Source organism: Pseudomonas sp. GL-B-12 (assembly GCF_019955895.1).
Classification (GTDB): Bacteria; Pseudomonadota; Gammaproteobacteria; order Pseudomonadales; family Pseudomonadaceae; genus Aquipseudomonas.
On the sequence record NZ_JAHBCX010000022.1, the window covers coordinates 41,661 to 67,505 of the forward strand.

A 25,845-nucleotide genomic window follows, 5' to 3' on the forward strand; every position below is an offset into this window, starting at 1 on the left:
CAGATCCATGGGGGCCGCTTCGCTGCCCAACGGGGGCAAGCCCCCTCGCCACAGGTTTGGTGTCGGTTACAACGAATCCAGACATCCCGCCAGATCATTCCCCAATTTCTCCAACACCTGCTCATAGCCCTGAGCAGTCGCCGGCGTGTACCCGCCCAGCGCGTCCAGTTCAGCCAGTTTCACCGGCAAACCCGCCACCAGGGTTTCCGCCAGACGCGGCCGCAGCGGTGGTTCACTGAACACGCAGGTCTTGCCGACTTCCTGCAAACGCGCGCGCATCGCCGCGACATGCTGGGCACCGGGTTGCACTTCGGCCGCGACGCTGAACACACCCACGTGCTTGAGGCCGTAGGCGTCTTCGAAGTAGTCGAAGGCTTCGTGGAAAACGAAGTAGGGCTTGCCCTGAACATCGGCCAGGCGTTTCTTCAGGCGCGCATCCAACGCATCGAGACGCTCGTCGAAGGCTTTCAGATTGCTCTGATAGCGCGCGGCATTGTCAGGATCGGCGGCACTCAGGTCAGCCGCCATTTTCGTGGCGATGACCCGGGCGTTGACCGGCGATAGCCACAGGTGCGCATCGAGGCTGCCCGGACGGTGATCGTGGTCATGTTCGTCGGCTTCTTCGGCATGGGAGTGGCTATCTTCGGCAAAACGGCGCAGTTTCATGCCTGGCAAATCCTGCACGGCCACGTTGGGCAACGTACGACCATTGAGTACGCGTGGCAGGAAACCTTCCATGTCCGGGCCGATCCAGTACAACAGGTCCACCGATTGCACCTTGCGCACATCGGAAGGGCGCAACGCATAGTTATGCGGCGAAGCACCCGGTGGCAGCAAAACCTCAGGAATCGCCACGCCGTCCTGCACCGCTGCAGCGATCAACTGCAGGGGCTTGATGCTGGTCAGGACCTTGACCTCGGCCTGCGCCGAACCGATCAGCAGAAAACTTGCGATAAATGCGACAAAAACAGAAAAAAGTCGGGACACGATGACCACTCGAAGAGGCTAGAACGGGTAACATAATAACGTCTCTCACAAAACTCGTCGCCGCTCATGCTAAAAACACCGATCGCCAGCCGTCCCCACGACCACTCACATTGCGTTCACAGCGCTTTGTCCGAGGCCGATGCCCTGTGCGCACGTCAAGGCCTGCGCCTGACCGCGTTACGCCGGCGGGTGCTGGAACTGGTGTGGCAAAGCCACAAGCCGCTGGGTGCCTACGACATTCTCGCGGTCCTCAGCGAGCAGGACGGTCGCCGCGCTGCGCCGCCGACGGTGTACCGCGCGCTGGATTTCCTGCTGGAGAACGGCTTGGTCCATCGGATTTCCTCGCTCAACGCCTTCATCGGCTGCAATCACCCGGAACATGCTCACCAGGGTCAGTTCCTGATCTGCCGTATGTGCCACGCGGCCATCGAACTTGAGCAAAAATCCATCAGCGACGCGATCATCGCCAGTGCCAGGGATGTCGGGTTTGTCGTCGAAGGCCAGACCGTCGAAGTGGTCGGTCTCTGCTCGGGTTGCCAGGGGGCTTGATGAGCAACGCGCTGATCCGTCTTGAGCAGGTTGCGGTCACGTTCGCCGGGCAACCGGTGCTCGACAACATCGAGCTGAGCGTCGAGCCGGGGCAAATCGTTACCCTGATCGGCCCCAACGGCGCTGGCAAAACCACATTGGTGCGTGCCGTGCTCGGCCTGTTGAAACCGGACAGCGGCAGCGTCTGGCGCAAGCCGAAACTGCGGGTCGGTTACATGCCGCAAAAACTTCATGTCGATCCGACCCTCCCGCTGTCGGTCCTGCGTTTCTTGCGCCTGGTGCCGGGCGTGGACCGTGCGATGGCCTTGGCGGCACTCAAGGAAGTCGGCGCCGAACAGGTGATCGACAGCCCGGTGCAAAGCGTTTCCGGTGGCGAAATGCAGCGGGTGTTGCTGGCCCGGGCCTTGTTGCGCGAGCCAGAACTGCTGGTGCTCGACGAACCGGTACAGGGTGTCGACGTGGCCGGCCAGGCTGAGCTGTACAGCTTGATCACCCGCCTGCGCGACCGCCATGGTTGTGGCGTGCTGATGGTCTCCCACGATTTGCATCTGGTGATGAGCACCACGGATCAAGTGGTTTGCCTTAATCGTCACGTCTGCTGTTCCGGCCATCCCGAGCAGGTCAGCGGCGATCCGGCTTTCGTCGAGCTGTTCGGAAAAAACGCACAAAGCCTGGCGATTTATCACCACCATCACGACCACGCTCACGACTTGCATGGCTCGGTGGTCAAGCCGCCCGCGTCGGGCCAACCCCATGTTCACGGAGATAGCTGCAAGCATGGCTGATTTTCTGCTCTACGCCCTGCTTGCAGGCTTGGCCCTGGCCGTCGTCGCAGGCCCGCTGGGGTCTTTCGTGGTCTGGCGGCGCATGGCCTATTTCGGCGACACCCTGTCGCACGCGGCATTGCTCGGGGTGGCCCTGGGCTTCCTGCTGGATGTCAGCCCGACTGTTGCCGTCACTGTTGGCTGCTTGCTGTTGGCGGTGATGCTGGTGACCTTGCAACAACGCCAGCCGCTGGCATCCGACACACTTTTGGGAATTCTCGCACCCAGCACGCTCTCTCTGGGCCTGGTGGTACTAAGCTTCATGCACGAAGTGCGGATCGACCTGATGGCCTATCTGTTCGGCGACCTGCTGGCGATCAGTCCGACCGATCTGGCCTGGATCCTTGGCGGCAGCGCTGCGGTACTGGTCTTGCTGGTTGCGTTGTGGCGCCCATTGCTGGCGATCACGGTGCATGAAGAACTGGCCAGGGTCGAAGGCCTGCCGGTGGCGGGATTGCGCCTGGCCCTGATGCTGTTGATCGCCGTGGTGATTGCCGTGGCGATGAAAATCGTCGGCGTATTGCTGATCACTTCATTGCTGATCATCCCGGCCGCTGCGGCACAACGTCACGCCCGCTCACCGGAACAGATGGCACTGGGCGCGAGCCTGCTGGGCATACTCGCCGTGTGTGGCGGGCTGGCGCTGTCCTGGTTCAAGGACACCCCGGCCGGCCCGTCGATTGTGGTGACGGCCGCCGCGCTATTTCTGCTGAGTTTTGTTCTGCCCCGTCGAGGGGTGTAGACTTGCTCGTTTTTTGCGCAAATAGAGAGTCGCAGGAATGAAGTCGTTCGCCTCCCGTTATCTGCTCCTTGTCGCATTTTCTTTGCTGCTGGGCGCCTGCCAAAGCACGCCATCGGAAGCCACCAAGGCCGCCGATGCACGGGCCACGGCCATCGTGCAGCTGGAGCAAAACATCGCCAGCGATGAACTGGCCACCGCCGAGGACCAATTGGCAGCCTTGCAGGCCGAATCGCCCAACGATGCTTCCCTTGAGCAATACCAGCGGCAGCTGGCTGAAGCCTATCTGCGCCGCAGCCAGATCGTGCTGCAAAAGGGTGATGTGGATGCTGCCGCGACCGCCTTGAGTCGTGCCCGCGCGCTGATGCCCAAGGCTCCGGCGCTGACCGGCGGAGTCAACGGCTCGATTGCCCAGGCGCGCAAGGCCGAGCTGGAAAAAGCCGAAGCCGCCCTCAAGGCTGCCGAAGCCAAGCCAAAAGCCAAGGTTATCGACCTGACGGCTGAAAGCACCACGATCGTGCTGAATATCAACGATATGGGCAAGCTGCGTCGCCAACTGGATGCCATCGCCGCCGATGTGGTGAATTTTCAGTGCGACGTGAGCATTCAGGCTCCACGCACCAATGATTACCCTTGGCTGGCTAACTTGCTGACCAAACGGGTGAAGAGGCTCGATCCTGAGTTTGATCTGAAGCTGGAGCGGCAGATTTTGCGCAGTGTTCCGGCGCAGATGGTTCTGAGCCCTCGGAAACCCTGAAAAGCTTCGCGGGCAAGCCCGCGAAGGCGTCCTATCTGGCAGTAAAACTCTCAGGCCTGAATCGCCTTGGCCTTCGCCTCCCTGCCCCAAACCCGATGCTGCCCAGCAGGTCGAAGTTGCCTTCGGCCTTGGGCGAGCCTCTTCAGCCGTTCCTTTTTTCTGACCTTTGATCGCGTTATTTCCAAATGACAGGACAATTGCGAAATAAATGCTAAGAACCTCTATACGGACAGGCTAAAATGCGCGCCCGGCTAACCGCTGATCCTTTTCTAACGCGCCCCACAAGGTTCGCTACGTGATCGAGTTTCAAAACGTCCATAAAACCTACCGCGTCGCCGGTAAGGAAATCCCCGCCCTGCATCCGACCAGTCTGACGATTGAGAACGGGCAGGTTTACGGCTTGATCGGTCATTCCGGCGCAGGAAAAAGCACCCTGCTGCGTCTGATCAATCGCCTGGAAAATGCCAGTGGCGGCAAGATCACCGTCGACGGTGAAGAAGTCACCGCTCTCGACGCCAACGGCCTGCGCCGCTTCCGTCAACAGGTCGGGATGATTTTCCAGCACTTCAACCTGCTAGCCTCCAAGACTGTCGCCGACAACGTCGCGCTGCCGCTGACCCTGGCCGGCGAACTGTCGCGCAGCGAGATCGATTCCCGCGTAGCCGAGTTGCTGGCGCGAGTCGGTTTGTCCGACCACGCCAAGAAATACCCGGCGCAATTGTCCGGCGGGCAGAAGCAGCGTGTAGGCATTGCCCGTGCGCTGGCGACCAAACCGAAAATCCTGCTGTGCGACGAAGCCACCAGCGCCCTCGACCCGCAAACCACCGCATCGGTGTTGCAATTGCTGGCCGAGATCAATCGCGAGCTGAAATTGACCATCGTCTTGATCACCCACGAGATGGACGTGATCCGCCGGGTCTGCGATCAGGTAGCCGTGATGGACGCTGGCGTGATCGTCGAGCAAGGCTCGGTGGCCGAAGTGTTCCTGCATCCGAAGCACCCGACCACCAAGCGCTTCGTGCAGGAAGACGAGCAGATCGACGAAAGCGAGCAGCGTGACGACTTCGCTCACGTACCGGGGCGCATCCTGCGTCTGACCTTCCAGGGCGAAGCGACATACGCGCCGCTGCTGGGTACCGTCGCCCGGGAAACCGGTGTGGACTACAGCATCCTGGCCGGTCGTATCGACCGCATCAAAGACATCCCTTACGGGCAACTGACCCTGGCCGTGACCGGCGGTGACATGGAAGCGGCCTTTGCCCGCTTCACCGCTGCCGACGTCCACATGGAGGTGCTGCGCTAATGGAAGCCCTGACAAGTTTCTTCGCCAATATCGACTGGTTCGAAATCTGGCTGGCCACCGGCGACACCCTGCTGATGCTCGGCGGTTCGCTGTTGTTCACCGTGCTGCTCGGCTTGCCGCTGGGCGTGCTGCTGTTCCTGTGCAGCCCGCGCCAGTTGCTGGAAGCCAAAGGCGTCTACGCGATGTTGTCGCTGGTGGTGAACATCCTGCGTTCGCTGCCGTTCATCATCCTGTTGATCGTGATGATTCCCTTCACCGTGCTGATCACCGGCACGTCCCTGGGTGTCGCTGGTGCGATCCCGCCGCTGGTGGTGGGTGCCACGCCGTTCTTCGCCCGCCTGGTGGAAACCGCCCTGCGTGAAGTGGATCGCGGCATCATCGAAGCGACCCAGGCCATGGGCGCGACCACGCGACAGATCATCACCAATGCCTTGCTGCCGGAGGCTCGTCCGGGCATCTTCGCGGCGATTACGGTGACAGCCATTACACTGGTGTCCTACACGGCGATGGCTGGTGTCGTGGGCGCAGGTGGTCTGGGTGACCTGGCGATCCGTTTCGGTTACCAGCGTTTCCAGACCGATGTGATGGTCGTGACGGTGGTATTGCTGCTGGTATTGGTCCAGGTGCTGCAAACCGTCGGCGACAAATTGGTTGTGCATTTCTCCCGTAAATAAGACAAGACATGAGCCGGCCATACGCTGGCAGGCACCGGAAACGGTGCCGCACAAGGAGTTAGCTGAATGAAAAAACTACTCGTCGCCCTCGCTGCTGTTGCCGCATTCTCGGCCCACGCGGCCGACACCCTGACCGTCGCGGCCACTCCGGTGCCACACGCCGAGATCCTCGAATTCGTGAAGCCGGCCCTGGCCAAAGAAGGCGTGGACCTGAAGGTCAAGGTATTCACCGACTACATCCAGCCGAACGTGCAGGTCGCGGAAAAGCGCCTGGACGCCAACTTCTTCCAGCACCAGCCGTACCTGGATGAGTTCAACAAGGCCAAGGGCACCCACCTGGTTTCCGTTGCTGGCGTGCACCTGGAGCCCCTGGGCGCTTACTCCAGCAAGTACAAGACCATTGCTGAATTGCCTGGCGGTGCCAACGTGGTCATCCCGAACGATGCCACCAATGGCGGCCGTGCACTGTTGCTGATGGCCAAGGCCGGCCTGATCAAGTTGAAGGATTCGAACAACATCCTGTCGACTGTGAAAGACATCACCGAAAACACCAAGGACCTGAAAATCCGCGAACTGGAAGCCGCCACCATCCCGCGCGTGCTGACCCAGGTCGACCTGGCGCTGATCAACACCAACTACGCGCTGGAAGCCAAGCTCGATCCAGCCAAGGACGCGCTGTTCATCGAAGGCAGCGACTCGCCTTACGTGAACATTCTGGTGGCTCGTCCGGATGACAAGGACAGCGAAGCGATGAAGAAACTGGTCGCTGCCCTGCACAGCCCGGAAGTGAAGGCCTTCATTCTCGAGAAGTACAAAGGCGCGGTGGTACCGGCGTTCTGATCGACTGAAAGCAGCAAAAAAAGGGGCGCATCGAATGCGCCCCTTTTTTGTGCCTTGAAATACAAGCCCGCTCCCACAGGGTTTGGTGGTGTTTTCAGTTGCGTTTGAGCATCACCGGCAACTGCGCCACCAACTTCGCATTGTTCAACGGCGCACGGATGAATCCGCGCTGAGTGCCGTCCGGCCCGATCACCGCGAGGTTGCCGCTGTGGTCGACGGTGTAGTTCGGCTTGCTGGTGTCCGCCGGAATGAACGGAATGCTCACCGCGTTGGCGATCTTTTGCAGCTCATCGGTCGACGCCGGGGTCAGGCCAATGAACTGCGGGTCGAAGTAGCCCAGGTACTGCTTGAGTTGCTTGGGCGTATCGCGATTGGGGTCGATGCTGACCAGCACGATTTGCAGTTTATCCACGGCCTCTGGCGGCAACTCGCTCTTGATCTGCCGCAGCTGGGCGAGGGTGGTCGGGCAGATGTCCGGGCAGAAGGTGTAGCCGAAGAACAGCAGGCTCCACTTGCCTTTCAATTCATTGATTGCAACCGGCTGGCCGTCCTGATTGGTCATCGTTATGTCCGGCAGATTACGGCTCTGCGGCAGCAGAATGATGCCGGCGTCGATCAGCGCCGTCGGATCGCCCTGGTTTTTTCCGGACAGCACCTTGTTGACGGTCAGGCCCAGGATCAGCGCGATCAAGGCGACGAGTATGAAGACGGTTTTCTGGGTTCGAGTCATAGGTTCAACAGTAAGTAGTGGTCTACGAGCAGGGCGATAAACAGCAAGAACAAGTAGTAAATAGAGTACTTGAACGTGTTGATCGCCGCGTGCGGCCGAGTGCCACGGTACAGCACCACGGCCCAATGCAGAAACCGTGCGCCCAGCCCGAGCGCGCAGGCCAGGTAGAGCGTGCCGCTCATGTGGATCACATAAGGCATGAGGCTGACGGCAAGCAATGCGAAGGTATAAAGCAGGATGTGAATCTTGGTGTAGTGCTCGCCGTGGGTGACCGGCAGCATCGGGATGTCGGCCTTGGCGTATTCCTCCTTGCGATGGATCGCCAGCGCCCAGAAATGCGGCGGGGTCCAGGCGAAGATGATCAGCACCAGCAGCAACGGTTCGGCGCTGACGTGACCAGTGGCGGCGGTCCAGCCAAGCAATGGCGGCGCGGCACCAGCCAGACCACCGATGACAATGTTCTGCGGGGTCGCGCGCTTGAGGAATCCGGTGTAGACCACCGCGTAGCCGAGCAACGAGGCGAGGGTCAGCCACGCAGTCAGCGGGTTGGTAAACGCCAGCAGCATGGCTTGTCCGAGGACCGCCAATACCAGCGCGAACGTCAGCGCGGCGGTCGGCGAAACCCGGCCTTCGGCGAGCGGCCGTTTGTGAGTGCGCGCCATGACCGCATCGATGCGCCGATCCACCACATGATTGACCGCCGCTGCGCCACCGGCACACAGGGCGATGCCCAGGTTGCCGAAGATTAGCACCGTCCACGGCACCCCGGCACGGGTCGCGAGGAACATCCCCACCAGTGACGTGATGAGCATCAGCACCACGACTTTGGGCTTGGTCAGTTCCAGGTAGTCACGCCAGATCGCCTGACTGGGACGTTCGCCGATCAGAATCGCCATGGCATCTCTCCTTTTATTGTTATGGGCCCGGCTGAGTGTTTACGCGGGCTGAAGTGCCAGCGCGCTTGCTTGACCCGGACCAGGCTGGTTCGGGCGTGGTAATTGACCAGCACCATGGTCAGCAACAGCGCCGCGCCGCCCGCGTTATGCGCGACGGCCACCGGCAGCGGCAGATGGAACAGCACGTTGCTGACGCCCAGGGTGATTTGTGCGCCAAGGGTGATCAGCACCAGGCCTGCCAGGCGCGTCATGCCGACTGCTTTCAGTTGCCAGGCCAGACCGAGCAGCACCAGGGTCACTAGCAGGGCGCCGATACGGTGAGTCAGGTGAATGGCCGTACGGGCGTCGCTGTCCAGTTGCCCGCCGAGGTAGTTCGGGCCGATGTGCTGGGTCAGGTGGAAGCCGTTGGCGAAGTCCGCCGATGGCAACCACTGGCCGTGACAGGTCGGAAAGTCGATGCAGGCCACGGCGGCGTAATTGGAACTGACCCAGCCACCGAGGGCGATTTGCCCGATCACCAGCAACAGCCCCGCCGTCGCCCAGTGCTGCAAACGTCGTGGCACGGTCAGCGCCGGCAGTACGCCGGACAGGCGCAAGGTCAGCAGAAACAACAGGCTCAAGGTCGCGAAGCCGCCCAGCAAATGCCCGGTGACCACCTGCGGCCAGAGCTTGAGCGTTACCGTCCACATGCCGAACGCGGCTTGGCCAAAAACCACCGCCAACAGAAACAACGGCAGCTTCACCGGCTGCCCGGGATGGTGGCGATGCACCCACGCACGACCGGCCAACACCGCGATCAACACTCCCAGCGTGCCGGCGAAGTAGCGGTGGACCATCTCGTTCCAGCCCTTGTGGGCCTCGACCGGAGCGTCCGGGAAATGCAATTCGGCATGTGCCAGTTGGGCTTCGCTTTTTGGCACGCTGATGAAGCCATAGCAGCCGGGCCAGTCCGGGCAGCCGAGGCCGGCGTGGGTCAGGCGGGTGTAGGCGCCGAGCAACACCACAATCAGTGCCAGTAAGGTGGCAAACAGCGCGAGGCGAAATCCAGGTTTGGCCATGACGATGCCCTTATCCGATGTTCGACAGTTTCAGCAGGTGGCGCAGATCGTTGAGCAAGTCCTTGCCCTTCACCGACGGGTCGTAGCGCAGCACCAGATTGCCGTGGGGGTCGATGATCCACAGGTGCGGCGCGTCATTGCCCTGAGCGCCTTTTGTGTAGGCAGGCAAGTCCAGTGAATAGCGTTGCAACTGCGGGTACTCGCGTTGAAGTTTAGTCTCGTAATCGCTGTTTAGCGTCTGCGCGGCGGCCAATGCATGGCTGGCGCGGGACGCATCGCGGCCGAGGCCGATCTGGATCTGCCGCGCCAGGTACACCAGTTGCTGGCAGTCCACCGCGCAATCCTTGGGCGCCGTCACCAGCATCTGCCAGCGATCTTCCTGGGCCTGCACGCCGATATCGGCGCGGGTCTGGCCGTTGCCGATCAGTTCGCCGTGATAACTGCGGCCCTCGGGCACCCAGAAATTCAGCTTGTACATGCCGGTGGCGAGGATCATCGGACCGATCACCCCGAGCAGGATCAGCAGCAGTTGCAACCGGCCTTTGCGCCGGTTCGCCGACGGTTTCACCTCAGACATGCTGGGTGGATTCATGGCTGCTCCCATGGTGTTTCTCCTTTGCGTTGTGCCAGCCGAGATAGAGATAAAGACCGAACAGGGCGATCGCCATGGCGAACCACTGCACGGCATAAGCGATGTGTTTTTCCGGGCCCATGGCGACTACTGGCCAGTCGGCCTGATAGGTGGCGGGGCCGGTTTCGGCGCGCAGTTCGTAGGCAAAGCCTTCGCGGTTCAGTGCTGTCCAGAGCTTGGTTGGCTCAATGGCCGTAATCAGCTTCGGCCATGTCAACGTTGTGGGATCTGCGTGCAATTGGAACGTCATCCCGGGGGAGACGTAGACCCACGCGTCGAGGCTGACTGCTTCGGCAGGTGTCTTGAATTGCGGTGGAGTGCGGCGCTCCGGCCAAGGCAACCAGCCGCGATTGACCAGCAGCCAAAGCCCGGTGGCCTGATCGTGAAAGGGTTGCAACAGCTCGACGCCGACCCTGCCGTTGCGTTGACTGTTATCCAGCAGCAGGCTGTGTTCGGCATCGAACTGGCCGTGCAGGCGAACCCGGCGGAAGGCCGGGTCTGTCGTGTGTTGCAGTTCGGTGCTGGCCATCGGCTCAGCGGCGCGGCGTTCGGCGTAGTTTTGCAGCAGCGCGCTTTTCTCCGCGCCCCGACTCAATTGCCAGAACCCCAGGGACACCAGTAGCGGCAGCAACAACGCGACCACCAGCGTTGGCACGATACCCGGCCGAAAGCGCTTCATGGCATCGCCAGAAATTCGGTCACCGCGATAGCTATACTCAAATGCATCGCTTGTCCCCCCGGAGTCTCACCATGCTCAAAGCAGCCATCGTCCTGATGCTGATTGCCACGGTTGTCAGCCTGTTCAGCGGCCTGTTTTTTCTGGTCAAGGACGACAGCCGCTCAAACCGCCTCGTCATTGCCTTGAGTGTGCGAGTGACGCTGGCCGCCCTTACCCTCGGTCTGATCGCCTGGGGTTTTTTCAGCGGCCAACTGGTCTCCCACGTACCTTGGTAGTTTCAAGCTCAAAACTTGAGGCTTGAAGCTTGAAGCTTGAAGCTGCTTTAAAGCACATAGACGAAAACAAACAGCCCGATCCACACCACATCCACGAAGTGCCAGTACCAGCTCGCCGCTTCGAAGCCGAACTGGTGCTCGCTGTCGAAGTGCCCTCGCATGATCCGCATCAGCATCACGAACAGGATGATGGTGCCGATGGTCACATGGGCGCCGTGGAACCCGGTGAGCATGAAGAATGTCGCGCCGTAGATGCCCGAGCCCAGGGTCAGGCCCAGCTCGCGGTAGGCGTGCATGTACTCTTCGGCCTGGAACGTGAGGAACGCGCAGCCCAGCAACACGGTGAGCGCCAGCCAAAGTTTCAGTGCGCCGCGATGGCCCTTTTTCAAGGCGTGGTGGGCAATGGTCACGGTCACGCTGGAACTCACCAATAACACTGTATTGAGCAGTGGCAGGCCCCAGGGGCTGATGACTTCCTTGGGCGGCGGAAACAGCTTCGAGTCGGGGTTGCTCAGCAGCGGCCATGTGAACTGGAAGTTCGGCCACAGCATGTGCGCGATGCCTTTGGCGCCTTCACCACCGAGCGCCGGTCCGGAGATATGACGGACATAAAACAGCGCGCCAAAGAAGGCGATGAAGAACATCACCTCTGAGAAGATGAACCAGCTCATGCCCCAGCGGAACGAGCGATCCATTTGCGGGCTGTACAAACCACCGCGACTTTCCTTGATTACCGTACCGAACCAGCCGAACAGCATGTAAGCCACCAACAGCCCGCCGACGAAAAAGATCAGCGGCCCGTGGGATTCCGGACGCGCCGCTTTCAGATCGTTGAACCAGGTAGCCAGGCCGTACACGGTGGTGACCATGCCGAGCGTGGCGATAATCGGCCATTTGCTCTGGGCGGGAACGTAATAATGTTCATGAGTTGCCATTTATTGTTCTCCTTATCGGGCACGCTCAACCGCCAGTGTTTACAGCTACCGGTGGATGTCGGGCGGTGATATCGAACAGCGTGTAAGACAGCGTCAGGTGCTTCACATCCTTGGGCATGTCACGGTCAACGATGAAACGTACCGGCATCTCGATCCGTTGACCGGGCTGCAGCACTTGCTGGGTAAAGCAGAAACATTCCGTCTTGTGGAAGTACGCAGCGGCAGTACTCGGCGCGATACTCGGCACGGCCTGGGCACTCATCGGCTTATCGGTCGGGTTGTGAGCGATGAAGATCATCTCGTTCACCGCCCCCGGATGGGCCACCAGTTCCTCGCCCTTGGGATAGAAGTCCCAGGGCATATCGGCAGTGTTGGTCGACAGAAACTGCACACGCACCTGCCGCGAGGTGTCGACTGTTTGCTCACCCTCGTACTGCCCGCCGGTCTTGCCATTAATGCCGAAGGCCTTGCACATCACGTCGTAGATCGGCACCAGTGCAAACCCGAACACAAACATCGCCACCACCACGGTCAGCAGGCGCGTGACCAGTTTCTTCAACGAAATCGAGTCAGCCATGATTTCCAGCCTCCACCGTGCCCCTTGTAGGAGCGAGCTTGCTCGCGATGGGCGTAAACGAAAACGCATGCTGTCTGGAAAAACGCGTCGCTTTCACATTCATCGCGAGCGAGCTCGCTCCTACAGGGGCCAAGGTGTTCATTTCACTTCCGGCGGCGTGGTGAAGGTGTGATACGGCGCTGGCGACGGAATGCTCCACTCCAGGCCTTCAGCCCCGTCCCACGGCTTGGCCGGTGCTGGCGGACCGCCGCGAATGGTCTTGATCACAATGAACAGGAAGAAGATCTGCGTGGCGCCGAACATGAATGCGCCGATCGACGACACCATGTTGAAGTCGGCGAACTGCAGGTTGTAGTCCGGAATCCGTCGCGGCATGCCCGCCAGCCCCACGAAGTGCATCGGGAAGAAGGCCATGTTCATCCCAATGAACGACAGCCAGAAATGCAGCTTGCCGAGGGTTTCGTCGTACATGTGGCCGGTCCATTTCGGCATCCAGTAATAGGCCGAAGCGAAGATCCCGAAGATCGCCCCCGGCACCAGCACATAGTGGAAATGCGCGACCACGAAGTAGGTGTCCTGGTACTGGAAGTCCGCTGGGGCGATGGCCAGCATCAACCCGGAGAAACCGCCGATGGTGAACAGGATCACGAACGCCACGGCAAACAGCATCGGCGTCTCGAACGTCAGCGAGCCTTGCCACATGGTGCTGGCCCAGTTGAACACCTTCACACCCGTTGGCACCGCGATCAGCAGCGTGGCGTACATGAAGAACAACTCGCCCACCAGCGGAATGCCGACCACGAACATGTGGTGCGCCCAGACGATAAACGACAGGAACGCGATACTCGCCGTGGCGTAGACCATCGAGGTGTAGCCGAACAGTGGCTTGCGCGAAAAAGCCGGAATGATCGAACTGACGGCACCGAACGCCGGCAGGATCATGATGTACACCTCGGGGTGACCGAAGAACCAGAAAACATGCTGGAACAGCACCGGGTCTCCGCCACCGGCGGCACTGAAGAAACTGGTGCCGAAGTGGATATCCATCAGCATCATCGTCACGCAACCTGCCAATACCGGCATCACCGCGATCAGCAGGAACGCGGTGATCAGCCAGGTCCAGACGAACAACGGCATTTTCATCAGCGTCATGCCGGGGGCGCGCAGGTTGAGGATGGTGGCGATCACGTTGATCGCGCCCATGATCGAACTGATCCCCATCAAGTGGATGGCGAAGATGAAGAAGGTCACGCTTTCCGGCGCATAGGTCGTCGACAGCGGCGCATAGAACGTCCAGCCGAAGTTCGGCCCGCCACCGGGGGTGAACAGGGTCGACACCAGCAGCAGGAACGCCGCCGGCAACAGCCAGAAGCTGAAGTTGTTCATCCGCGGCAGGGCCATGTCCGGCGCGCCGATCATCAGCGGGATCATCCAGTTGGCGAGGCCGACGAAGGCCGGCATCACCGCACCGAAGACCATCACCAGGCCATGCATGGTGGTCATCTGGTTGAAGAATTCCGGCTGGACGATCTGCAGCCCCGGCTGGAACAGCTCGGCACGAATCACCATCGCGAACGAACCGCCAAGCAGGAACATGGAGAATGCAAACCACAGGTACAACGTACCGATGTCCTTGTGGTTGGTGGTCAGCACCCAGCGCATCAGGCCTTTGGCGGGGCCGTGGGCGTGGTCGGTGGCGGTATGAACATGTTCATCGATTACAGCAGTCATGTCCTGTCTCCTGCAAACAGATGGGCTGGGCAGGCCGGGGTGCGTAGCCCCGACCGGTTCCTTACGTGCGCAATAGACCGGGTCATTTGCTTTCCGCCTGTTTCAGCTCCAGCACTTCTTTAGGCGTGACCATGTCGCCCTTGTTGTTGCCCCAGGCATTTCGTTCATAGGTCACGACTGCCGCGATATCGACTTCCGAGAGTTGCTTGCCGAACGCCGCCATGGCGGTTCCGGGCTTGCCGTGGAAGACCAGGCTCAGGTGAGCGTCTTTCGGTCCGGTGGCGATTTTCGAGCCCTTGAGTGCCGGGAACATCGGCGGCAGACCCTGACCTTCGGCCTGGTGACAGGCCACGCAGGTGGTGTGATAGACCTTGTCGCCGCGCTCCTTGAGCTCGTCGAGGGTCCATTCCTTGCTGGTCAACTCTTTGAGTTGCGCGACCTCGACCTTGCGATCGGCCAGCCATTTTTCGTAATCGGCCTTTTCCTTGACCTCGACCACGGTCGGCATGAAGCCGTGATCCTTGCCGCACAACTCGGCGCACTGGCCACGGTAAATGCCGGGCTTGTCGATGCGGGTCCAGGCTTCATTGACGAACCCGGGAATCGCATCGCGCTTGACCGCGAAAGCCGGCACCCACCAGGAGTGGATCACGTCGGCAGAGGTCACCAGGAAGCGCACTTTGGTGCCGACCGGCAGCACCAATGGCTTGTCGACTTCGAGCAAATAATGCTCGCCCTTGGCTTCCTTGTTGTGGATTTGATCCTGGGGGGTGGTCAGGTTGCTGAAGAACTCGACGTCCTGGCCCAGGTATTTGTAGTGCCACTTCCACTGGTAGCCGGTGATCTGGATATCGATTTCCGGCTCGCTGGCGTCGTACATCTTGATCAGGGTCGCGGTAGCGGGAATCGCCATGGCCACCAGGATCAGGAAGGGCACGATGGTCCAGAGGATTTCGACGGTGGTGCTTTCATGAAATTTGGCGGCCACCTGCCCGGTCGAGCGGCGGTGGAGAATCATCGACCAGAACATGGCACCAAAAACGATGATGCCGATCACCACACAGATCCAGAAAATGATCATGTGCAGGTCGAATACTGCGTGACTGATTTCAGTCGCTCCAGGCGCCATATTCACAGTCCAGGCCGCTTGCGCCTGACTGAAAATCGACCACAACAGGAGGCCCATCCAGACATGTGGATGTCGCATCATTGCGGGTTCCCCTTATCGTTCTTGTTATCCCGCCGGCTTTCACCTGCGGCAAGGGAGCGGCTGCATCAGACTACGAACTTGAGCACCGGGCCTTGCTGCATATGCAGTCGGGCGTCATCAGCTAACTCCATTCCAACCCGAGTATAGACAGCACCTCTGACCTCGCAATGCGAAGGCGTAAATCATCTGAAACAGCATTAGCTTGCTTTGCAGGGTACGAATGGAGAAGGATGCAGACGAGTGGTGGCTAATCGATATAACGGGGCTGTCTCAAGGATGAAATAATTATGACAAATGCGTCTTAGCATTTTTCGTAAGCCAGCTAAGTTATGTCTTCCCTATTTCATTGCCTTGTTTCCTGGAGTTTTCATGAACACCGCCGCATTGCGCGAGCAGATCCAAAAAGCCCAACAACACGAAGCCGAGACCGGCCTGCTGACGCGTCAGCTGGAAAGTAAACTGCCTCACCTGCACCCGGCGATCCAATTGCCGGAGACCGATACCAACGGCGTACTGACGCGATTTGTCGCGGCCTACATCGAAGAAGTGCCCGATCTGCTGGATGCAGCCAATGAAGTCGCCAGGGAAGCGGGCATCGCGTCACAGATCAAACCGGTGCTGGCAATCGCCGAGCAGTACTTCCTCCAGCCGCCAGCCATCATGGCCGGCCATATCGGGCTCGACAGCCTGCTGGATGAAGCCTATCTGGCGCACCGGTTTGTCGAAGAGGTCAACGACCTGTACATCAAGCATTTCGGCCAGCCACTGATCCCCTTGGACATGACTGTCGCCAACCTGATTGCTCACCAATTGATCGGTGAGTCGTTCGCCAACCAACTGGACGAAGTGGTGCATCACGCCATCGACGAGATGCTCAACGACGAAAGCTTCGCACTGGAGTCGGTGGAAGCCTACCGTGAGAAGCTCAACAGCCCGGACACCGGCGCCGCGTGGAAACGCTGGCCGTGCATGTCCCGCCGTTTGGGCGTAGGCCTGGAACTGGATCAGCCGGCGGCTTGATCCATCGGTAAACACAATCCCCTGTGGGAGCGGGCTTGCTCGCGAATGCGGTTAACCATTCAGCATATGAGTTGGCTGATCCACCGCTTTCGCGAGCAAGCCCGCTCCCACACTGTTATCTACCCGGCCGCGCCGACGCCGGTATTCGTTCGCACCCGTCCCTCAAGCCTACGCTTCAATCCCCGCGATTCAATCAACAGCTTCGAGCCCTTGGCCGCATTCGCCCGCCCCCACTCCTCCAGCAGTTCCAGACACGAGTGATCGATGTAGCTCAGGTTATTGAGCGGCACATGCACCGTCGCGCCTGGTGGAATACTACCCAGCACTTGGGTCAGCGCCGGCACTTTGAGGAAGGTCGCCGCTCCTGCCAGGCGCAATTCCATTTGCCCTTCCTGAGGCAGGTCGATCAGGCTGATTTTCAACCGCGAAGCTTTCAGCGCGAGTTTCACCAGCGTCAGGCCGAAGCCAATCAACATACCGGTCAGCAGGTCCGTGAAAACGATGGCAAGCGCGGTTGCCGCATAGGTGAACATCGGCGCTCGACCATACCGGCCCAAACCACGGAAGACCTTGAGATCCACCAGCTTGAAACCGGTGTACACCAGTACGCCCGCCAGGCTCGCCACCGGAATGCTTTGCAGCACGCTGGACAGCAACAGTACGAACGCCAACAACCACAGGCCATGGAAAATGGTCGAAAACCGCGTGGTTGCGCCGGCCTGAACATTCGCCGAACTGCGTACGATAACGCCGGTCATCGGCAACGCCCCAAGCAGGCCACACAGCATGTTGCCGATACCTTGCGCCGATAATTCCCGGTCGAAGTCCGAGCGCTGACCACTGTGCATGCGATCAACCGCGGCGGCTGAAAGCAAGGTTTCGGCGCTGGCGATGAAGGCCACGGCAAACGCAGCGATCAGCAAGGTCGGATCAGCCAGATTGAGCAGATCCGCGGGCTTCAGCCAGTCGATGGCCTCCGTCAGGTTGGCCGGTACCTCAACCCGTTTGACCTGCAACGCCAGCACCAGGCTGGCAAGCGTGGCCAGACCGACGCCAAGTAGTGCCCCAGGAATGAAGCGCAGGGATTGCGGACGGAGTTTCTCCCACAGCCACATGACGGCGATCGTCGACAAACCGAGCAAACCGGCTTGCCAGCCAAACGAGGGCAACGCCTGAGCCATCGCCGCCGGGAAGGCCGCCAGGTTATCCAGGCCCGAGGGTTTTGGTACGGCATCCAGCATCACATGCACCTGAGACAGGATGATCAGCACGCCAATCCCGGCCAGCATGCCGTACACCACCGCGGGGGCCGTCACCCGAAACCAGCAACCCAGCTTCAAACGGCCAGCCACCAGTTGCAGCAAACCCGCCAGCAACAGAATCGGCCCGAGCATGGCGATGCCGTGCTGGCGGACCAGTTCGAATACCAGAACGGCCAGGCCCGCCGCCGGGCCGCTGACTTGCAGTGGCGAACCGGCCAACCAGCCGACTACCAGACCACCTATGATGCCGGTGATCAGACCTTTGGCCGGCGGTAGCCCCGAGGCAATCGCGATGCCCATGCACAGGGGCAGGGCGACCAGAAAAACAACCACCGAAGCCAGCAGCTCCCGTGGCAGAACAGCTTTGAGTCGAGCAGCACGCATAGTGAGTCTCCCGAAGTTTTCTTCAGGCATGGCAAAGCCAGGCTGCCTGAACGGCAGCCTCGGCTGAACCACACAACGATTTAGGAGGATTTAGAAGCGCGCTTTGGGCGTCGCCACTGGAATTGGCAGGCTGCCATTGAGCGGCAGGAAACAGCCTTGATCGGCGTCGTACGCTTTGATTTCGCTGGTTTCGATGTTGTAGACCCAGCCGTGAATAAATAACTGACCGTTGGCCATGCGCGAAGCCACCGACGGATGGGTGCGCAGATGCTGCAATTGGGCGATCACGTTCTCTTCGGTGAGGACGTGCATGCTTTCGCTTTCGCTAGAGCAGTTGCAGTTCTCCTGCACCATGGTTTTGGCCACTTCGGCATGACGCAGCCAGGCTTTGACCGTGGGCATTTTTTCCAGACTGTCCGGGTTGAGCACCGCACGCATGGCGCCGCAGTCGGAATGCCCGCAAATGATGATGTGATGCACCCCCAGAGCCAGTACGGCGTACTCGATGGCCGTGGAAACACCACCGTTCATTTGCCCGTAAGGCGGCACGACGTTGCCGACATTACGGGTCACGAACAGGTCGCCGGGGGAGCTCTGGGTAATCAACTCGGGAACGATGCGCGAATCGGCGCAGGCAATGAACATCGCCCGTGGCCGTTGGGCCGTGGCGAGTTTCTTGAAGAGCTCTTCCTGCTGGGGAAAGATCTCATGATGAAAATGCAAAAAGCCGTCAACGATATGCTGCAACGCTGCATCGGCGGTTTCCGCCTCGGGTTGGGCTGAAGCCGACGCAGCCAACGGCTGTTTATCCTTGTCACTCATCAATTCACCTCATTGGCGGGCTCAGGGAGTCATCCCGTGTGGTCCGGTGTGAAGCCAGTGGCTGGTTAAAAAACATCCAGGCCAAACATCTCGACCCATCAGTCACTCGATGAACAAGGTAGCGGCCGAATCTTAATTGAAACTGAATAAAACGCTCTAGGACGCGTGTTCCAGGTCACAAAAAACGTGACCAGCCTAAGGCGTGAGCGCGCTCTTCAGTACTCAACCATAGGTCAATTGTCCTCAAATCAACGACATTTGGCGACCCGGCGGACAAAAGGCATCGCAGTCCAGGTCAAAGCCTTCCCGTCGATTGAGTCCCAACCGTTTGATCGCTTTGGCAAAGCGCTGCGCCAGCAGGTCGGCGAAGGGGCCTTCGCCGCGCATTCGAGCGCCAAAGCGACTGTCGTAGAGTTCACCGACACGGCTCTGGCGAATCAGGCTCAGCACATGCGCCGCCCGTTGCGGATAGTGGGTGCCCAGCCATTCTTCGAACAGCGGCGCCACTTCCAGCGGCAGGCGCAGCATCATGTAAGCGGCGCTTTGTGCCCCGGCGCCGTGAGCCTCGGCGAGCAGACTTTCGAGTTCGCTGTCGTTGATCATCGGAATCATCGGTGAACACAGCACGCCCACCGGAATGCCCGCCTCGCGCATCACCCGGATGGCCCGCAGCCGTGCCTTGGGCACTGCCGCGCGGGGTTCAAGGATGCGCTTGAGCTCGTCGTCGAGGGTAGTCAGGCTGATCATCACCGCCACCAGTCTTTGGCTGGCAAGCTCGGTCAGCAAGTCCAGGTCGCGAAGAATCAGCGAGCCCTTGGTGACGATGGTCACGGGGTGTCGGTAACGCAGGAGCACTTCGAGGGTTTGCCGGGTGATCTTGTATTCACGCTCAATCGGCTGATAGGGGTCGGTGTTGGAGCCGAGGTTGATCGGCGCACATTGATAGCCACGTTTGGACAGCTGCTCCTCCAGCACATCCACGGCGTTGGTCTTGGCGATCAGTTTTGTCTCGAAATCCAGCCCCGGTGACATATCCCAATAGGCGTGACTGGGGCGCGCATAGCAATAAATGCAACCGTGCTCGCAGCCGCGGTAGGGATTGATCGAGCGGTCGAAGGGCAAGTCCGGTGAAGTGTTACGGGTAATGATGGTCTTTGCCCTTTCGATGCTCACCTCGGTGCCTTGGGTGAGCGGCACTTCCTGATACCAGCCGTCGTCTTCGGCCACCGACTGGCTGGGTGCAAAGCGGTTGTGCGGATTGGTCGCGGTGCCGCGGCCACGGGGAGGCAATGGCGTGTGCATGGGAGGCCCCTGTTGACTGTATGCGCATACAGTATCTCGACAGCGCTCTATCGACCAGTGCCGTTCGGCACTTTCCCGTTAATCTGTATTGTTAAGTCCTGGCTTGCAACTAAGAGACACATATAAAACCTGGCTGTTTTTGGAAGACTGCCGGTACTATTTTTATCGCTGCACATATAATCATGGATATTTTCAAAAAGGATTTAATTATGTCGTTTTTTAATCTTCGCGGTATCTTTCTTCAGAAACTCGGTCCCACGATAGTCGATCCAGATGAAGTGCTTGTATCGATGCAGTTCGCACTTAAAGAAGAACGTAGGGATGATGCCAGCGGCGTTATAACTACTGCATTGCTCGATACCACCACATACATTGCGTCCTCGAGCGATGGCGGCAAGACTTTTAGCCTCGGCAATGTCAACAAGGATATTGATGGTGACGGCGATACCGATGCAGATGACAAGGCAAAACTTCTGGCCTTGGCTAAAGCCTATGCCAGTATCACCAACCCGTGAGCCCTGACTTGCGAATCTCTGGATTCTGATTGTCAACACTTCATTGCCGCATGCATGCGAGCAACCGCATGCATGCGGCAACCACGAGGATAAAAATGTCTACGCTGATAAAAACCGGTGTTTATCTACAACAAATAGAAACTTCTGAAGACAAACAGGTCATTGTCAAATTAATAAGGGCGGACGAACACCCTAACAAAACTATTGAGCAGTTCGCTGATGCTCTCGCGACTGCTCCATCCGCGACACTCTATATAAAAGACGATGGCAAGACTTCAAAGCTCGATTTTGATCCATGGTCCGATATCAATGTCATTCCAGACAATAGTATCGATGAAAAGGACATTGCCGCCCTTACACAACTTGCACTCGCTTTTTATCATCAACAAATAATTGCCCCTGAGGGTATAGCGTACCTTTATCGTCTTCCCGCTGAACCACCCAAACTTCGAGTAGATGTTGAGGTATTCGACATTGATGAGGTGGATCACCAACTGTATAGCCTCGGTGTGTACGAGACCAAATCTGCGGATTCCGGCTCGCCTTTTGAAGGTAGTGAGCGCAACCCTGAAACTGGACAGGTGTTTGACTATGGGACCGCACTGAACGAGTTGCTCAAAGCATTCATCAAACTGAAACTGTAACCTGAGCGCGGACTTCACGATTCTTTGACGGTCCGCTCACAGGCCTTTGACTGTGCATGACTGATCCTTGCCACCATCTTCCCGTCCCTGAACGGTCGCTCAAGCATGCCTTTACCACGTTTTTTATCTGCAATATGCCTGTCGCTGGTCGCACTCGTTAACCTGACATCGGCACTTGCTGACGACAGTGTGATGCAGCGTCCGGCAGACTGGGCCCAACCGGTCGAGAAGCAATACAACCTCTTTCAAATGTCGCCAACCCTCTATCGCAGCGCCTTGCCGGACAAAGGGGCAGTGCCGCTGCTGGAGAAACTCAAGGTCGGGACGGTAATCAACTTCCTGCCTGAAGCGGACTCCAGTTGGTTGTCCACGCCAGGCATCACGCAAGTACAACTGCCTTATCGCACCAACCATGTGGATGACGCCGATGTGCTCAAGGCCTTGCGTGCCATCAAGGCTGCCGAAGCCAAAGGCCCGGTGTTGATGCATTGCAAACACGGTTCCGACCGTACCGGCCTGATGGCGGCCATGTACCGGGTTGTCATCCAGGGCTGGACCAAGGAAGAGGCCCTGAACGAAATGACCCAGGGCGGCTTTGGTGACAGCACCCACTTCAAGGACGGCATCCGCTACATGATGCAGGCCGACGTGGAAAAACTGCGCACGGCTCTGGCCAACGGCGATTGCAGCACCAGCCCGTTCGCCGCGTGCTCGATGAAGAGCTGGTTCAAGTCCGCTCATATCGAATAAGAAAAGCCCCCGTTGCATGGCGCAACGGGGGCTTTTTTTCACTCAGTGCTGTTCGTCCGGCTTTTTCTTCAGTTTCGGGTTCGGGAAGAACTGAACCGCCTGAACCTTGGTGTCGGCTGGTTTGAGTGCGCTGGTATTAACCCGCGTACCCAACTCTTTGGGCACCGACAGCCCTTGCTCATTGAGTGTGTCGGAGTAACCGCAGGCCACGCACTCTCGGTGCGGGACCTGATCTTCGTTCCACATCATCAATTTGTCCGGCTCGCTGCATGCCGGGCAGACCGCCCCGGCGATAAAGCGTTTTTTCGTAATCACAGGTCCCTCACTCATGCTGCCGCGTCCTCACTCAGGCCGCTATGGCGCAAGAGTGCGTCAATTGATGGCTCACGACCACGGAAGTCGACGAACAGCACCATCGGCTCCTGGGAGCCGCCACGGGCCAGGATTGCTTCGCGGAACGCACGACCGGTGTCGGCGTTGAGCACGCCTTCTTCTTCGAACTTCGAAAACGCATCGGCGGACAGTACTTCAGCCCATTTGTAGCTGTAGTAACCCGCGGCGTAACCACCAGCGAAGATGTGCGCAAAGCTGTTGGGAAAACGGTTGTAGGCCGGTGGACGCATCACCGAAACCTCGTCGCGCACGCCTTCGAGCACTTGCAGCACGCTGCGGCCGTCGCCGTGGGTGGCATGCAGTTCGAAGTCGAACAGCGAGAACTCCAGTTGGCGGACCATCATCAGGCCGGACTGGAAGTTTTTTGCCGCAAGCATTTTCTGCAGCAGGTCCTGCGGCAGCGGTTCGCCGGATTCATAGTGACCGGAAATCAGCGCCAGGCCTTCCGGCTCCCAGCACCAGTTTTCCATGAACTGGCTCGGCAGCTCGACAGCATCCCAGGCCACGCCGTTGATGCCGGACACGCCAGCATGCTCGACGCGGGTCAGCAGGTGATGCAGGCCGTGACCGAACTCGTGGAACAGGGTGGTGACTTCGTCGTGGGTCAGCAGCGCAGGCTTGCCGCTGTCGGCCGGAGTGAAGTTGCACACCAGGTTGGCCACCGGGCTTTGCAATACGCCGCCAGCGGTGCGACGACGGTCGCGGGCGCCATCCATCCAGGCACCGCCACGCTTGTTGGCGCGGGCGTATAGGTCGAAGAAAAAGCGGCCGACGTGCTGGTCGTTTTCCTTGATTTCAAACAGGCGGACATCCGGGTGCCAGGTGTCGAAGCCTTTGAGCTCGGCAATCTCGATGCCATACAGACGCTGGACGATGGCGAACAGGCCGCCGAGCACCTTGTCGATCGGGAAGTAGGCGCGCAGGGCTTCCTGGGCCACGCTGTAACGCTGCTCACGGAGTTTTTCGCCGTAGAACCCGCTGTCCCAGCTTTGCAGATCCGGGCAACCTTGCTCGGCCGCATAGGCCTTGAGCTGTTCCAGGTCCTGGGCGGCGAACGGCTTGCTGCGCTTGGCCAGGTCGCGCAGGAAGCTCAGCACCTGATCGCTGGACTCAGCCATTTTGGTCGCCAGGCTCAGCTCGGAGAAACTGCTGAAACCCAGCAGCTTGGCCAGCTCCTGACGCAGGTCGAGAATTTGTTCCATGACCGGGCCATTGTCGTTCTGGCCGGCATTCGGCCCCTGGTCCGACGCTCGGGTGCAGTACGCGGCGTAAACTTCTTCACGCAATGCGCGGTCATGGGCGTAGGTCATCACCGCGTAATAGCTCGGGAATTCCAGGGTGATCAGCCAGCCCTCCAGATCCTTGACCTGAGCCGCGGCAGCCATTTGCGCCTTGGCCGAGTCGGTCAGGCCGGCGAGGGCGGCTTCATCGGTGATGTGCTTGGTCCACGCTTGAGTGGCGTCGAGCAACTGGTTGGAGAAACGGCTGCCCAGCTCGGACAGCTTGCTCTGCACTTCGGCGTAACGCTTCTGTTCGGCTTCCGGCAGGTCGATACCCGACAGACGGAAGTCACGCAGGGAGTGTTCCAGGATGGTTTTCTGCGCCACGTCGAAACCGGCGGACTCCAGGCTGTTGGCCAGGGCTTCGAAGGCCTGGAACAGTTCGCGGTTCTGACCCATTTCGGTGGAATAGGCGCTCAAGGCCGGCAGGCACGACTCGTAGGCTTCACGCAGTTCGGCGCTGTTGCACACGGCATTGAGGTGGCTGACCGGGCTCCAGGCGGCGCCCAGGCGGTCATTGAGTTCGTCCATCGCCAGCACCAGGCCAGCCCATGTTGGCTGTTTGACCTGGGTCTTGAGGATCTCGACGATGGCGGCACGGTTGTCAGCCAGGATCTGTTCAATGGCCGGTTGTACGTGTTCGGCGCGGATGGCGGAGAACGGCGGCAGGTCATAGGACTGCAAAAGAGGGTTGTTCACGCTCACGGTTGATACCTTGGCTGGAGAAACATGCAGCCATCTTAATTACAATCGACGTTCACCGCAGCTATCAGCAACAGAGAGAAACCCTATCGTGAACCTTCGCAAGTATCAGAACCACACGCCGCTGCTGGGTAAAGGCGCTTTTGTCGACGGCTCGGCGGTGGTGATCGGCGACGTTGAAATTGGCGAAGACAGCTCCATCTGGCCGCTGACAGTGATTCGTGGGGACATGCACCGCATCCGCATCGGCGCGCGCACCAGCGTGCAGGATGGCTGCGTGTTGCACATCACCCACGCCGGGCCGTTCAACCCGGATGGCTTTCCATTGCTGATCGGCGATGACGTGACCATCGCCCACAAGGTCATGCTGCATGGTTGTTCGGTAGGCAGTCGGGTGTTGATCGGCATGGGCAGCATCGTCATGGACGGCGCGGTCGTCGACGATGATGTGATCATCGGTGCCGGCAGCCTGGTGCCGCCGGGCAAGCATCTGCAAAGCGGCTTCCTGTATGTGGGCAGCCCGGTGAAGCAGATCCGCCCGCTGACTGACAAGGAATGCGCCTTTTTCACCTACAGCGCGGCGAACTACGTGAAGCTCAAGGACCTGCATCTGGCCGAAGGCTACGACCAGCTTTGACCCGGCCCCCTTATTCAGGACTCGACATGCATTACCAAACCGTTTTGTTCGACCTCGATGGCACCCTGACCGACCCGCGCGAGGGCATCACCCGCTCGATCCAGTTCGCACTGGGCAAACTGGGTATCGATGAGCCGGACCTGACCAAACTCGAACACTTCATCGGCCCGCCGCTGTTGCAGGCGTTCATGCAGTTCTACGACTTCGATGAAGCCAGGGCCTGGGAGGCGGTGAATTTCTACCGCGAGCGCTTCAAGGTCACCGGCCTCTACGAAAACCGCGTGTTCGATGGTGTCACGCCGCTGCTGGAAACCCTGAGCGGACAAGGGCGGCAGCTGTACATCGCTACCTCGAAACCGTGGGTGTTCGCCCGGGAAATCGCCCGGCATTTCGACTTTGCCAAACACTTCAAGGTGATTTATGGCAGCGAACTGGACGGCACCCGGACCAACAAGGTCGAGCTGATTGCTCACCTGATGGTCGAGGAAAACCTGGACCCGGCCAACACCCTGATGATCGGCGACCGCAAGCACGACCTGATCGGCGCGCGCAGCAATGGCATGGACGCAGCGGCAGTGGGTTACGGGTTCGGCAGCCATGAAGAGTTGAGCGCCGAAGCGCCTGCGTATCACTTTGAAACGCTGGCTGTATTGCATCAGGCGTTTTTGCAGCGCTGATACGGCTTTACCCCTGTGGGAGCGAGCCTGCTCGCGAAGGCGGCCGCACATTCAAATTCAAT

29 protein-coding genes are annotated in these 25,845 nt (G+C 59.4%); 14 read left to right on the top strand and 15 right to left on the bottom strand.

Features of this window, described 5'->3' with window-relative positions:
- Positions 1 to 66 precede the first annotated feature (66 nt).
- Positions 67 to 987, bottom strand: a complete 921-nt coding sequence (znuA, locus tag KGA85_RS12880) for a zinc ABC transporter substrate-binding protein ZnuA (protein WP_223455059.1) — start codon at positions 985 to 987, stop codon at positions 67 to 69.
- A 66-nt stretch (positions 988 to 1,053) separates the two neighbouring features.
- On the opposite strand from znuA, the gene zur reads away from it, so the two are divergent.
- The 7 genes from zur (at position 1,054) to KGA85_RS12915 (ending at position 6,673) form a co-directional block, all read left to right on the top strand.
- Complete coding sequence (zur, locus tag KGA85_RS12885; protein WP_223455061.1) at positions 1,054 to 1,536, top strand: zinc uptake transcriptional repressor Zur; 483 nt, start codon at positions 1,054 to 1,056, stop codon at positions 1,534 to 1,536.
- On the top strand, positions 1,536 to 2,321 hold the full coding sequence (gene znuC, locus KGA85_RS12890; RefSeq protein ID WP_223455063.1) for a zinc ABC transporter ATP-binding protein ZnuC: 786 nt from the start codon (positions 1,536 to 1,538) through the stop codon (positions 2,319 to 2,321). The genes zur and znuC overlap by 1 nt, the downstream gene beginning before the upstream one ends.
- Positions 2,314 to 3,102, top strand: coding sequence for a zinc ABC transporter permease subunit ZnuB (gene znuB, locus KGA85_RS12895; RefSeq protein WP_223455065.1), 789 nt, complete (start codon positions 2,314 to 2,316; stop codon positions 3,100 to 3,102). The genes znuC and znuB overlap by 8 nt, the downstream gene beginning before the upstream one ends.
- A gap of 37 nt (positions 3,103 to 3,139) precedes the next feature.
- A complete protein-coding gene (locus KGA85_RS12900; protein WP_223531970.1) occupies positions 3,140 to 3,856 on the top strand; it encodes a PA5502 family lipoprotein in 717 nt (238 codons plus the stop codon).
- Positions 3,857 to 4,151: 295 nt separating this feature from the next.
- The gene (locus tag KGA85_RS12905) at positions 4,152 to 5,159 is read left to right on the top strand and encodes a methionine ABC transporter ATP-binding protein (RefSeq protein WP_223455068.1); all 1,008 of its coding nucleotides are present in this window, start codon (positions 4,152 to 4,154) and stop codon (positions 5,157 to 5,159) included.
- Positions 5,159 to 5,833, top strand: coding sequence for a methionine ABC transporter permease (locus tag KGA85_RS12910; protein ID WP_008002212.1), 675 nt, complete (start codon positions 5,159 to 5,161; stop codon positions 5,831 to 5,833). The genes KGA85_RS12905 and KGA85_RS12910 overlap by 1 nt, the downstream gene beginning before the upstream one ends.
- A 66-nt stretch (positions 5,834 to 5,899) precedes the next feature.
- Positions 5,900 to 6,673 (top strand): MetQ/NlpA family ABC transporter substrate-binding protein, encoded by a 774-nt coding sequence (locus tag KGA85_RS12915; protein ID WP_223455070.1) that lies wholly within the window; start codon positions 5,900 to 5,902, stop codon positions 6,671 to 6,673.
- Positions 6,674 to 6,767: 94 nt separating this feature from the next.
- Here KGA85_RS12915 and KGA85_RS12920 read toward each other — a convergent pair whose 3' ends face one another.
- Genes KGA85_RS12920 through KGA85_RS12940 form a run of 5 tightly spaced genes read right to left on the bottom strand, consistent with a single transcriptional unit; the run spans position 6,768 to position 10,667 of the window.
- Positions 6,768 to 7,403 (bottom strand): SCO family protein, encoded by a 636-nt coding sequence (locus KGA85_RS12920; RefSeq protein ID WP_223455072.1) that lies wholly within the window; start codon positions 7,401 to 7,403, stop codon positions 6,768 to 6,770.
- Complete coding sequence (gene cyoE, locus KGA85_RS12925) at positions 7,400 to 8,299, bottom strand: heme o synthase (protein WP_223455074.1); 900 nt, start codon at positions 8,297 to 8,299, stop codon at positions 7,400 to 7,402. The genes KGA85_RS12920 and cyoE overlap by 4 nt, the downstream gene beginning before the upstream one ends.
- The gene (locus tag KGA85_RS12930; RefSeq protein ID WP_223543161.1) at positions 8,287 to 9,357 is read right to left on the bottom strand and encodes a COX15/CtaA family protein; all 1,071 of its coding nucleotides are present in this window, start codon (positions 9,355 to 9,357) and stop codon (positions 8,287 to 8,289) included. Before KGA85_RS12930 ends, cyoE begins: the two co-directional genes overlap by 13 nt.
- Positions 9,358 to 9,367: 10 nt before the next feature.
- Positions 9,368 to 9,961, bottom strand: a complete 594-nt coding sequence (locus KGA85_RS12935; RefSeq protein WP_223455077.1) for a hypothetical protein — start codon at positions 9,959 to 9,961, stop codon at positions 9,368 to 9,370.
- Complete coding sequence (locus KGA85_RS12940) at positions 9,927 to 10,667, bottom strand: SURF1 family protein (RefSeq protein ID WP_223455079.1); 741 nt, start codon at positions 10,665 to 10,667, stop codon at positions 9,927 to 9,929. Before KGA85_RS12940 ends, KGA85_RS12935 begins: the two co-directional genes overlap by 35 nt.
- A gap of 71 nt (positions 10,668 to 10,738) precedes the next feature.
- Here KGA85_RS12940 and KGA85_RS12945 point away from each other — a divergent pair, with 71 nt between their 5' ends.
- Positions 10,739 to 10,942 (top strand): twin transmembrane helix small protein, encoded by a 204-nt coding sequence (locus KGA85_RS12945; RefSeq protein WP_223455081.1) that lies wholly within the window; start codon positions 10,739 to 10,741, stop codon positions 10,940 to 10,942.
- 47 nt (positions 10,943 to 10,989) lie between these two features.
- Here KGA85_RS12945 and KGA85_RS12950 read toward each other — a convergent pair whose 3' ends face one another.
- The 4 genes from KGA85_RS12950 to coxB form a co-directional block, all read right to left on the bottom strand.
- On the bottom strand, positions 10,990 to 11,877 hold the full coding sequence (locus tag KGA85_RS12950; RefSeq protein WP_223455083.1) for a cytochrome c oxidase subunit 3: 888 nt from the start codon (positions 11,875 to 11,877) through the stop codon (positions 10,990 to 10,992).
- Positions 11,878 to 11,902: 25 nt separating this feature from the next.
- Positions 11,903 to 12,454, bottom strand: coding sequence for a cytochrome c oxidase assembly protein (locus KGA85_RS12955; RefSeq protein WP_223455084.1), 552 nt, complete (start codon positions 12,452 to 12,454; stop codon positions 11,903 to 11,905).
- A 138-nt stretch (positions 12,455 to 12,592) separates the two neighbouring features.
- Positions 12,593 to 14,185, bottom strand: coding sequence for a cytochrome c oxidase subunit I (gene ctaD / locus KGA85_RS12960; RefSeq protein ID WP_223455086.1), 1,593 nt, complete (start codon positions 14,183 to 14,185; stop codon positions 12,593 to 12,595).
- 82 nt (positions 14,186 to 14,267) lie between these two features.
- Positions 14,268 to 15,395 carry a cytochrome c oxidase subunit II gene (gene coxB / locus KGA85_RS12965; RefSeq protein ID WP_223455088.1) on the bottom strand — a complete coding sequence of 376 codons (1,128 nt, stop codon included), beginning with the start codon at positions 15,393 to 15,395 and terminating at the stop codon, positions 14,268 to 14,270.
- A 369-nt stretch (positions 15,396 to 15,764) separates the two neighbouring features.
- Here coxB and KGA85_RS12970 point away from each other — a divergent pair, with 369 nt between their 5' ends.
- Positions 15,765 to 16,415 (top strand): hypothetical protein, encoded by a 651-nt coding sequence (locus KGA85_RS12970; protein WP_223455090.1) that lies wholly within the window; start codon positions 15,765 to 15,767, stop codon positions 16,413 to 16,415.
- A 119-nt stretch (positions 16,416 to 16,534) separates the two neighbouring features.
- Here the strand turns inward: KGA85_RS12970 and KGA85_RS12975 are convergent, their stop codons facing one another.
- The 3 genes from KGA85_RS12975 to KGA85_RS12985 all read right to left on the bottom strand — a co-directional run bounded on the left by KGA85_RS12975 (position 16,535) and on the right by KGA85_RS12985 (position 20,185).
- On the bottom strand, positions 16,535 to 18,061 hold the full coding sequence (locus KGA85_RS12975) for a SulP family inorganic anion transporter (RefSeq protein WP_223455092.1): 1,527 nt from the start codon (positions 18,059 to 18,061) through the stop codon (positions 16,535 to 16,537).
- 90 nt (positions 18,062 to 18,151) lie between these two features.
- Positions 18,152 to 18,883, bottom strand: a complete 732-nt coding sequence (locus KGA85_RS12980) for a carbonic anhydrase (protein ID WP_223455094.1) — start codon at positions 18,881 to 18,883, stop codon at positions 18,152 to 18,154.
- 243 nt (positions 18,884 to 19,126) lie between these two features.
- Positions 19,127 to 20,185, bottom strand: coding sequence for a PA0069 family radical SAM protein (locus tag KGA85_RS12985; protein ID WP_223455096.1), 1,059 nt, complete (start codon positions 20,183 to 20,185; stop codon positions 19,127 to 19,129).
- Between the two features lie 209 nt (positions 20,186 to 20,394).
- Between KGA85_RS12985 and KGA85_RS12990 the strand changes: the two genes are divergently transcribed.
- The 3 genes from KGA85_RS12990 to KGA85_RS13000 all read left to right on the top strand — a co-directional run bounded on the left by KGA85_RS12990 (position 20,395) and on the right by KGA85_RS13000 (position 22,094).
- Complete coding sequence (locus tag KGA85_RS12990) at positions 20,395 to 20,700, top strand: hypothetical protein (RefSeq protein ID WP_223455493.1); 306 nt, start codon at positions 20,395 to 20,397, stop codon at positions 20,698 to 20,700.
- Positions 20,701 to 20,795: 95 nt separating this feature from the next.
- Positions 20,796 to 21,344, top strand: coding sequence for a hypothetical protein (locus tag KGA85_RS12995; protein WP_223455098.1), 549 nt, complete (start codon positions 20,796 to 20,798; stop codon positions 21,342 to 21,344).
- A 105-nt stretch (positions 21,345 to 21,449) separates the two neighbouring features.
- On the top strand, positions 21,450 to 22,094 hold the full coding sequence (locus tag KGA85_RS13000; protein ID WP_223455100.1) for a dual specificity protein phosphatase family protein: 645 nt from the start codon (positions 21,450 to 21,452) through the stop codon (positions 22,092 to 22,094).
- A gap of 42 nt (positions 22,095 to 22,136) precedes the next feature.
- Here KGA85_RS13000 and KGA85_RS13005 read toward each other — a convergent pair whose 3' ends face one another.
- A complete protein-coding gene (locus KGA85_RS13005) occupies positions 22,137 to 22,424 on the bottom strand; it encodes a YheV family putative zinc ribbon protein (protein WP_008018424.1) in 288 nt (95 codons plus the stop codon).
- A complete protein-coding gene (prlC, locus tag KGA85_RS13010; protein WP_223543162.1) occupies positions 22,421 to 24,472 on the bottom strand; it encodes an oligopeptidase A in 2,052 nt (683 codons plus the stop codon). The genes KGA85_RS13005 and prlC overlap by 4 nt, the downstream gene beginning before the upstream one ends.
- An 88-nt stretch (positions 24,473 to 24,560) precedes the next feature.
- Here prlC and KGA85_RS13015 point away from each other — a divergent pair, with 88 nt between their 5' ends.
- Positions 24,561 to 25,106: a gamma carbonic anhydrase family protein gene (locus tag KGA85_RS13015; protein WP_223455103.1), complete on the top strand. Its 546-nt coding sequence runs from the start codon at positions 24,561 to 24,563 to the stop codon at positions 25,104 to 25,106.
- Positions 25,107 to 25,132: 26 nt separating this feature from the next.
- Positions 25,133 to 25,783 (top strand): HAD family hydrolase, encoded by a 651-nt coding sequence (locus KGA85_RS13020; RefSeq protein ID WP_223455105.1) that lies wholly within the window; start codon positions 25,133 to 25,135, stop codon positions 25,781 to 25,783.
- The last annotated feature ends 62 nt before the right edge of the window (positions 25,784 to 25,845 follow it).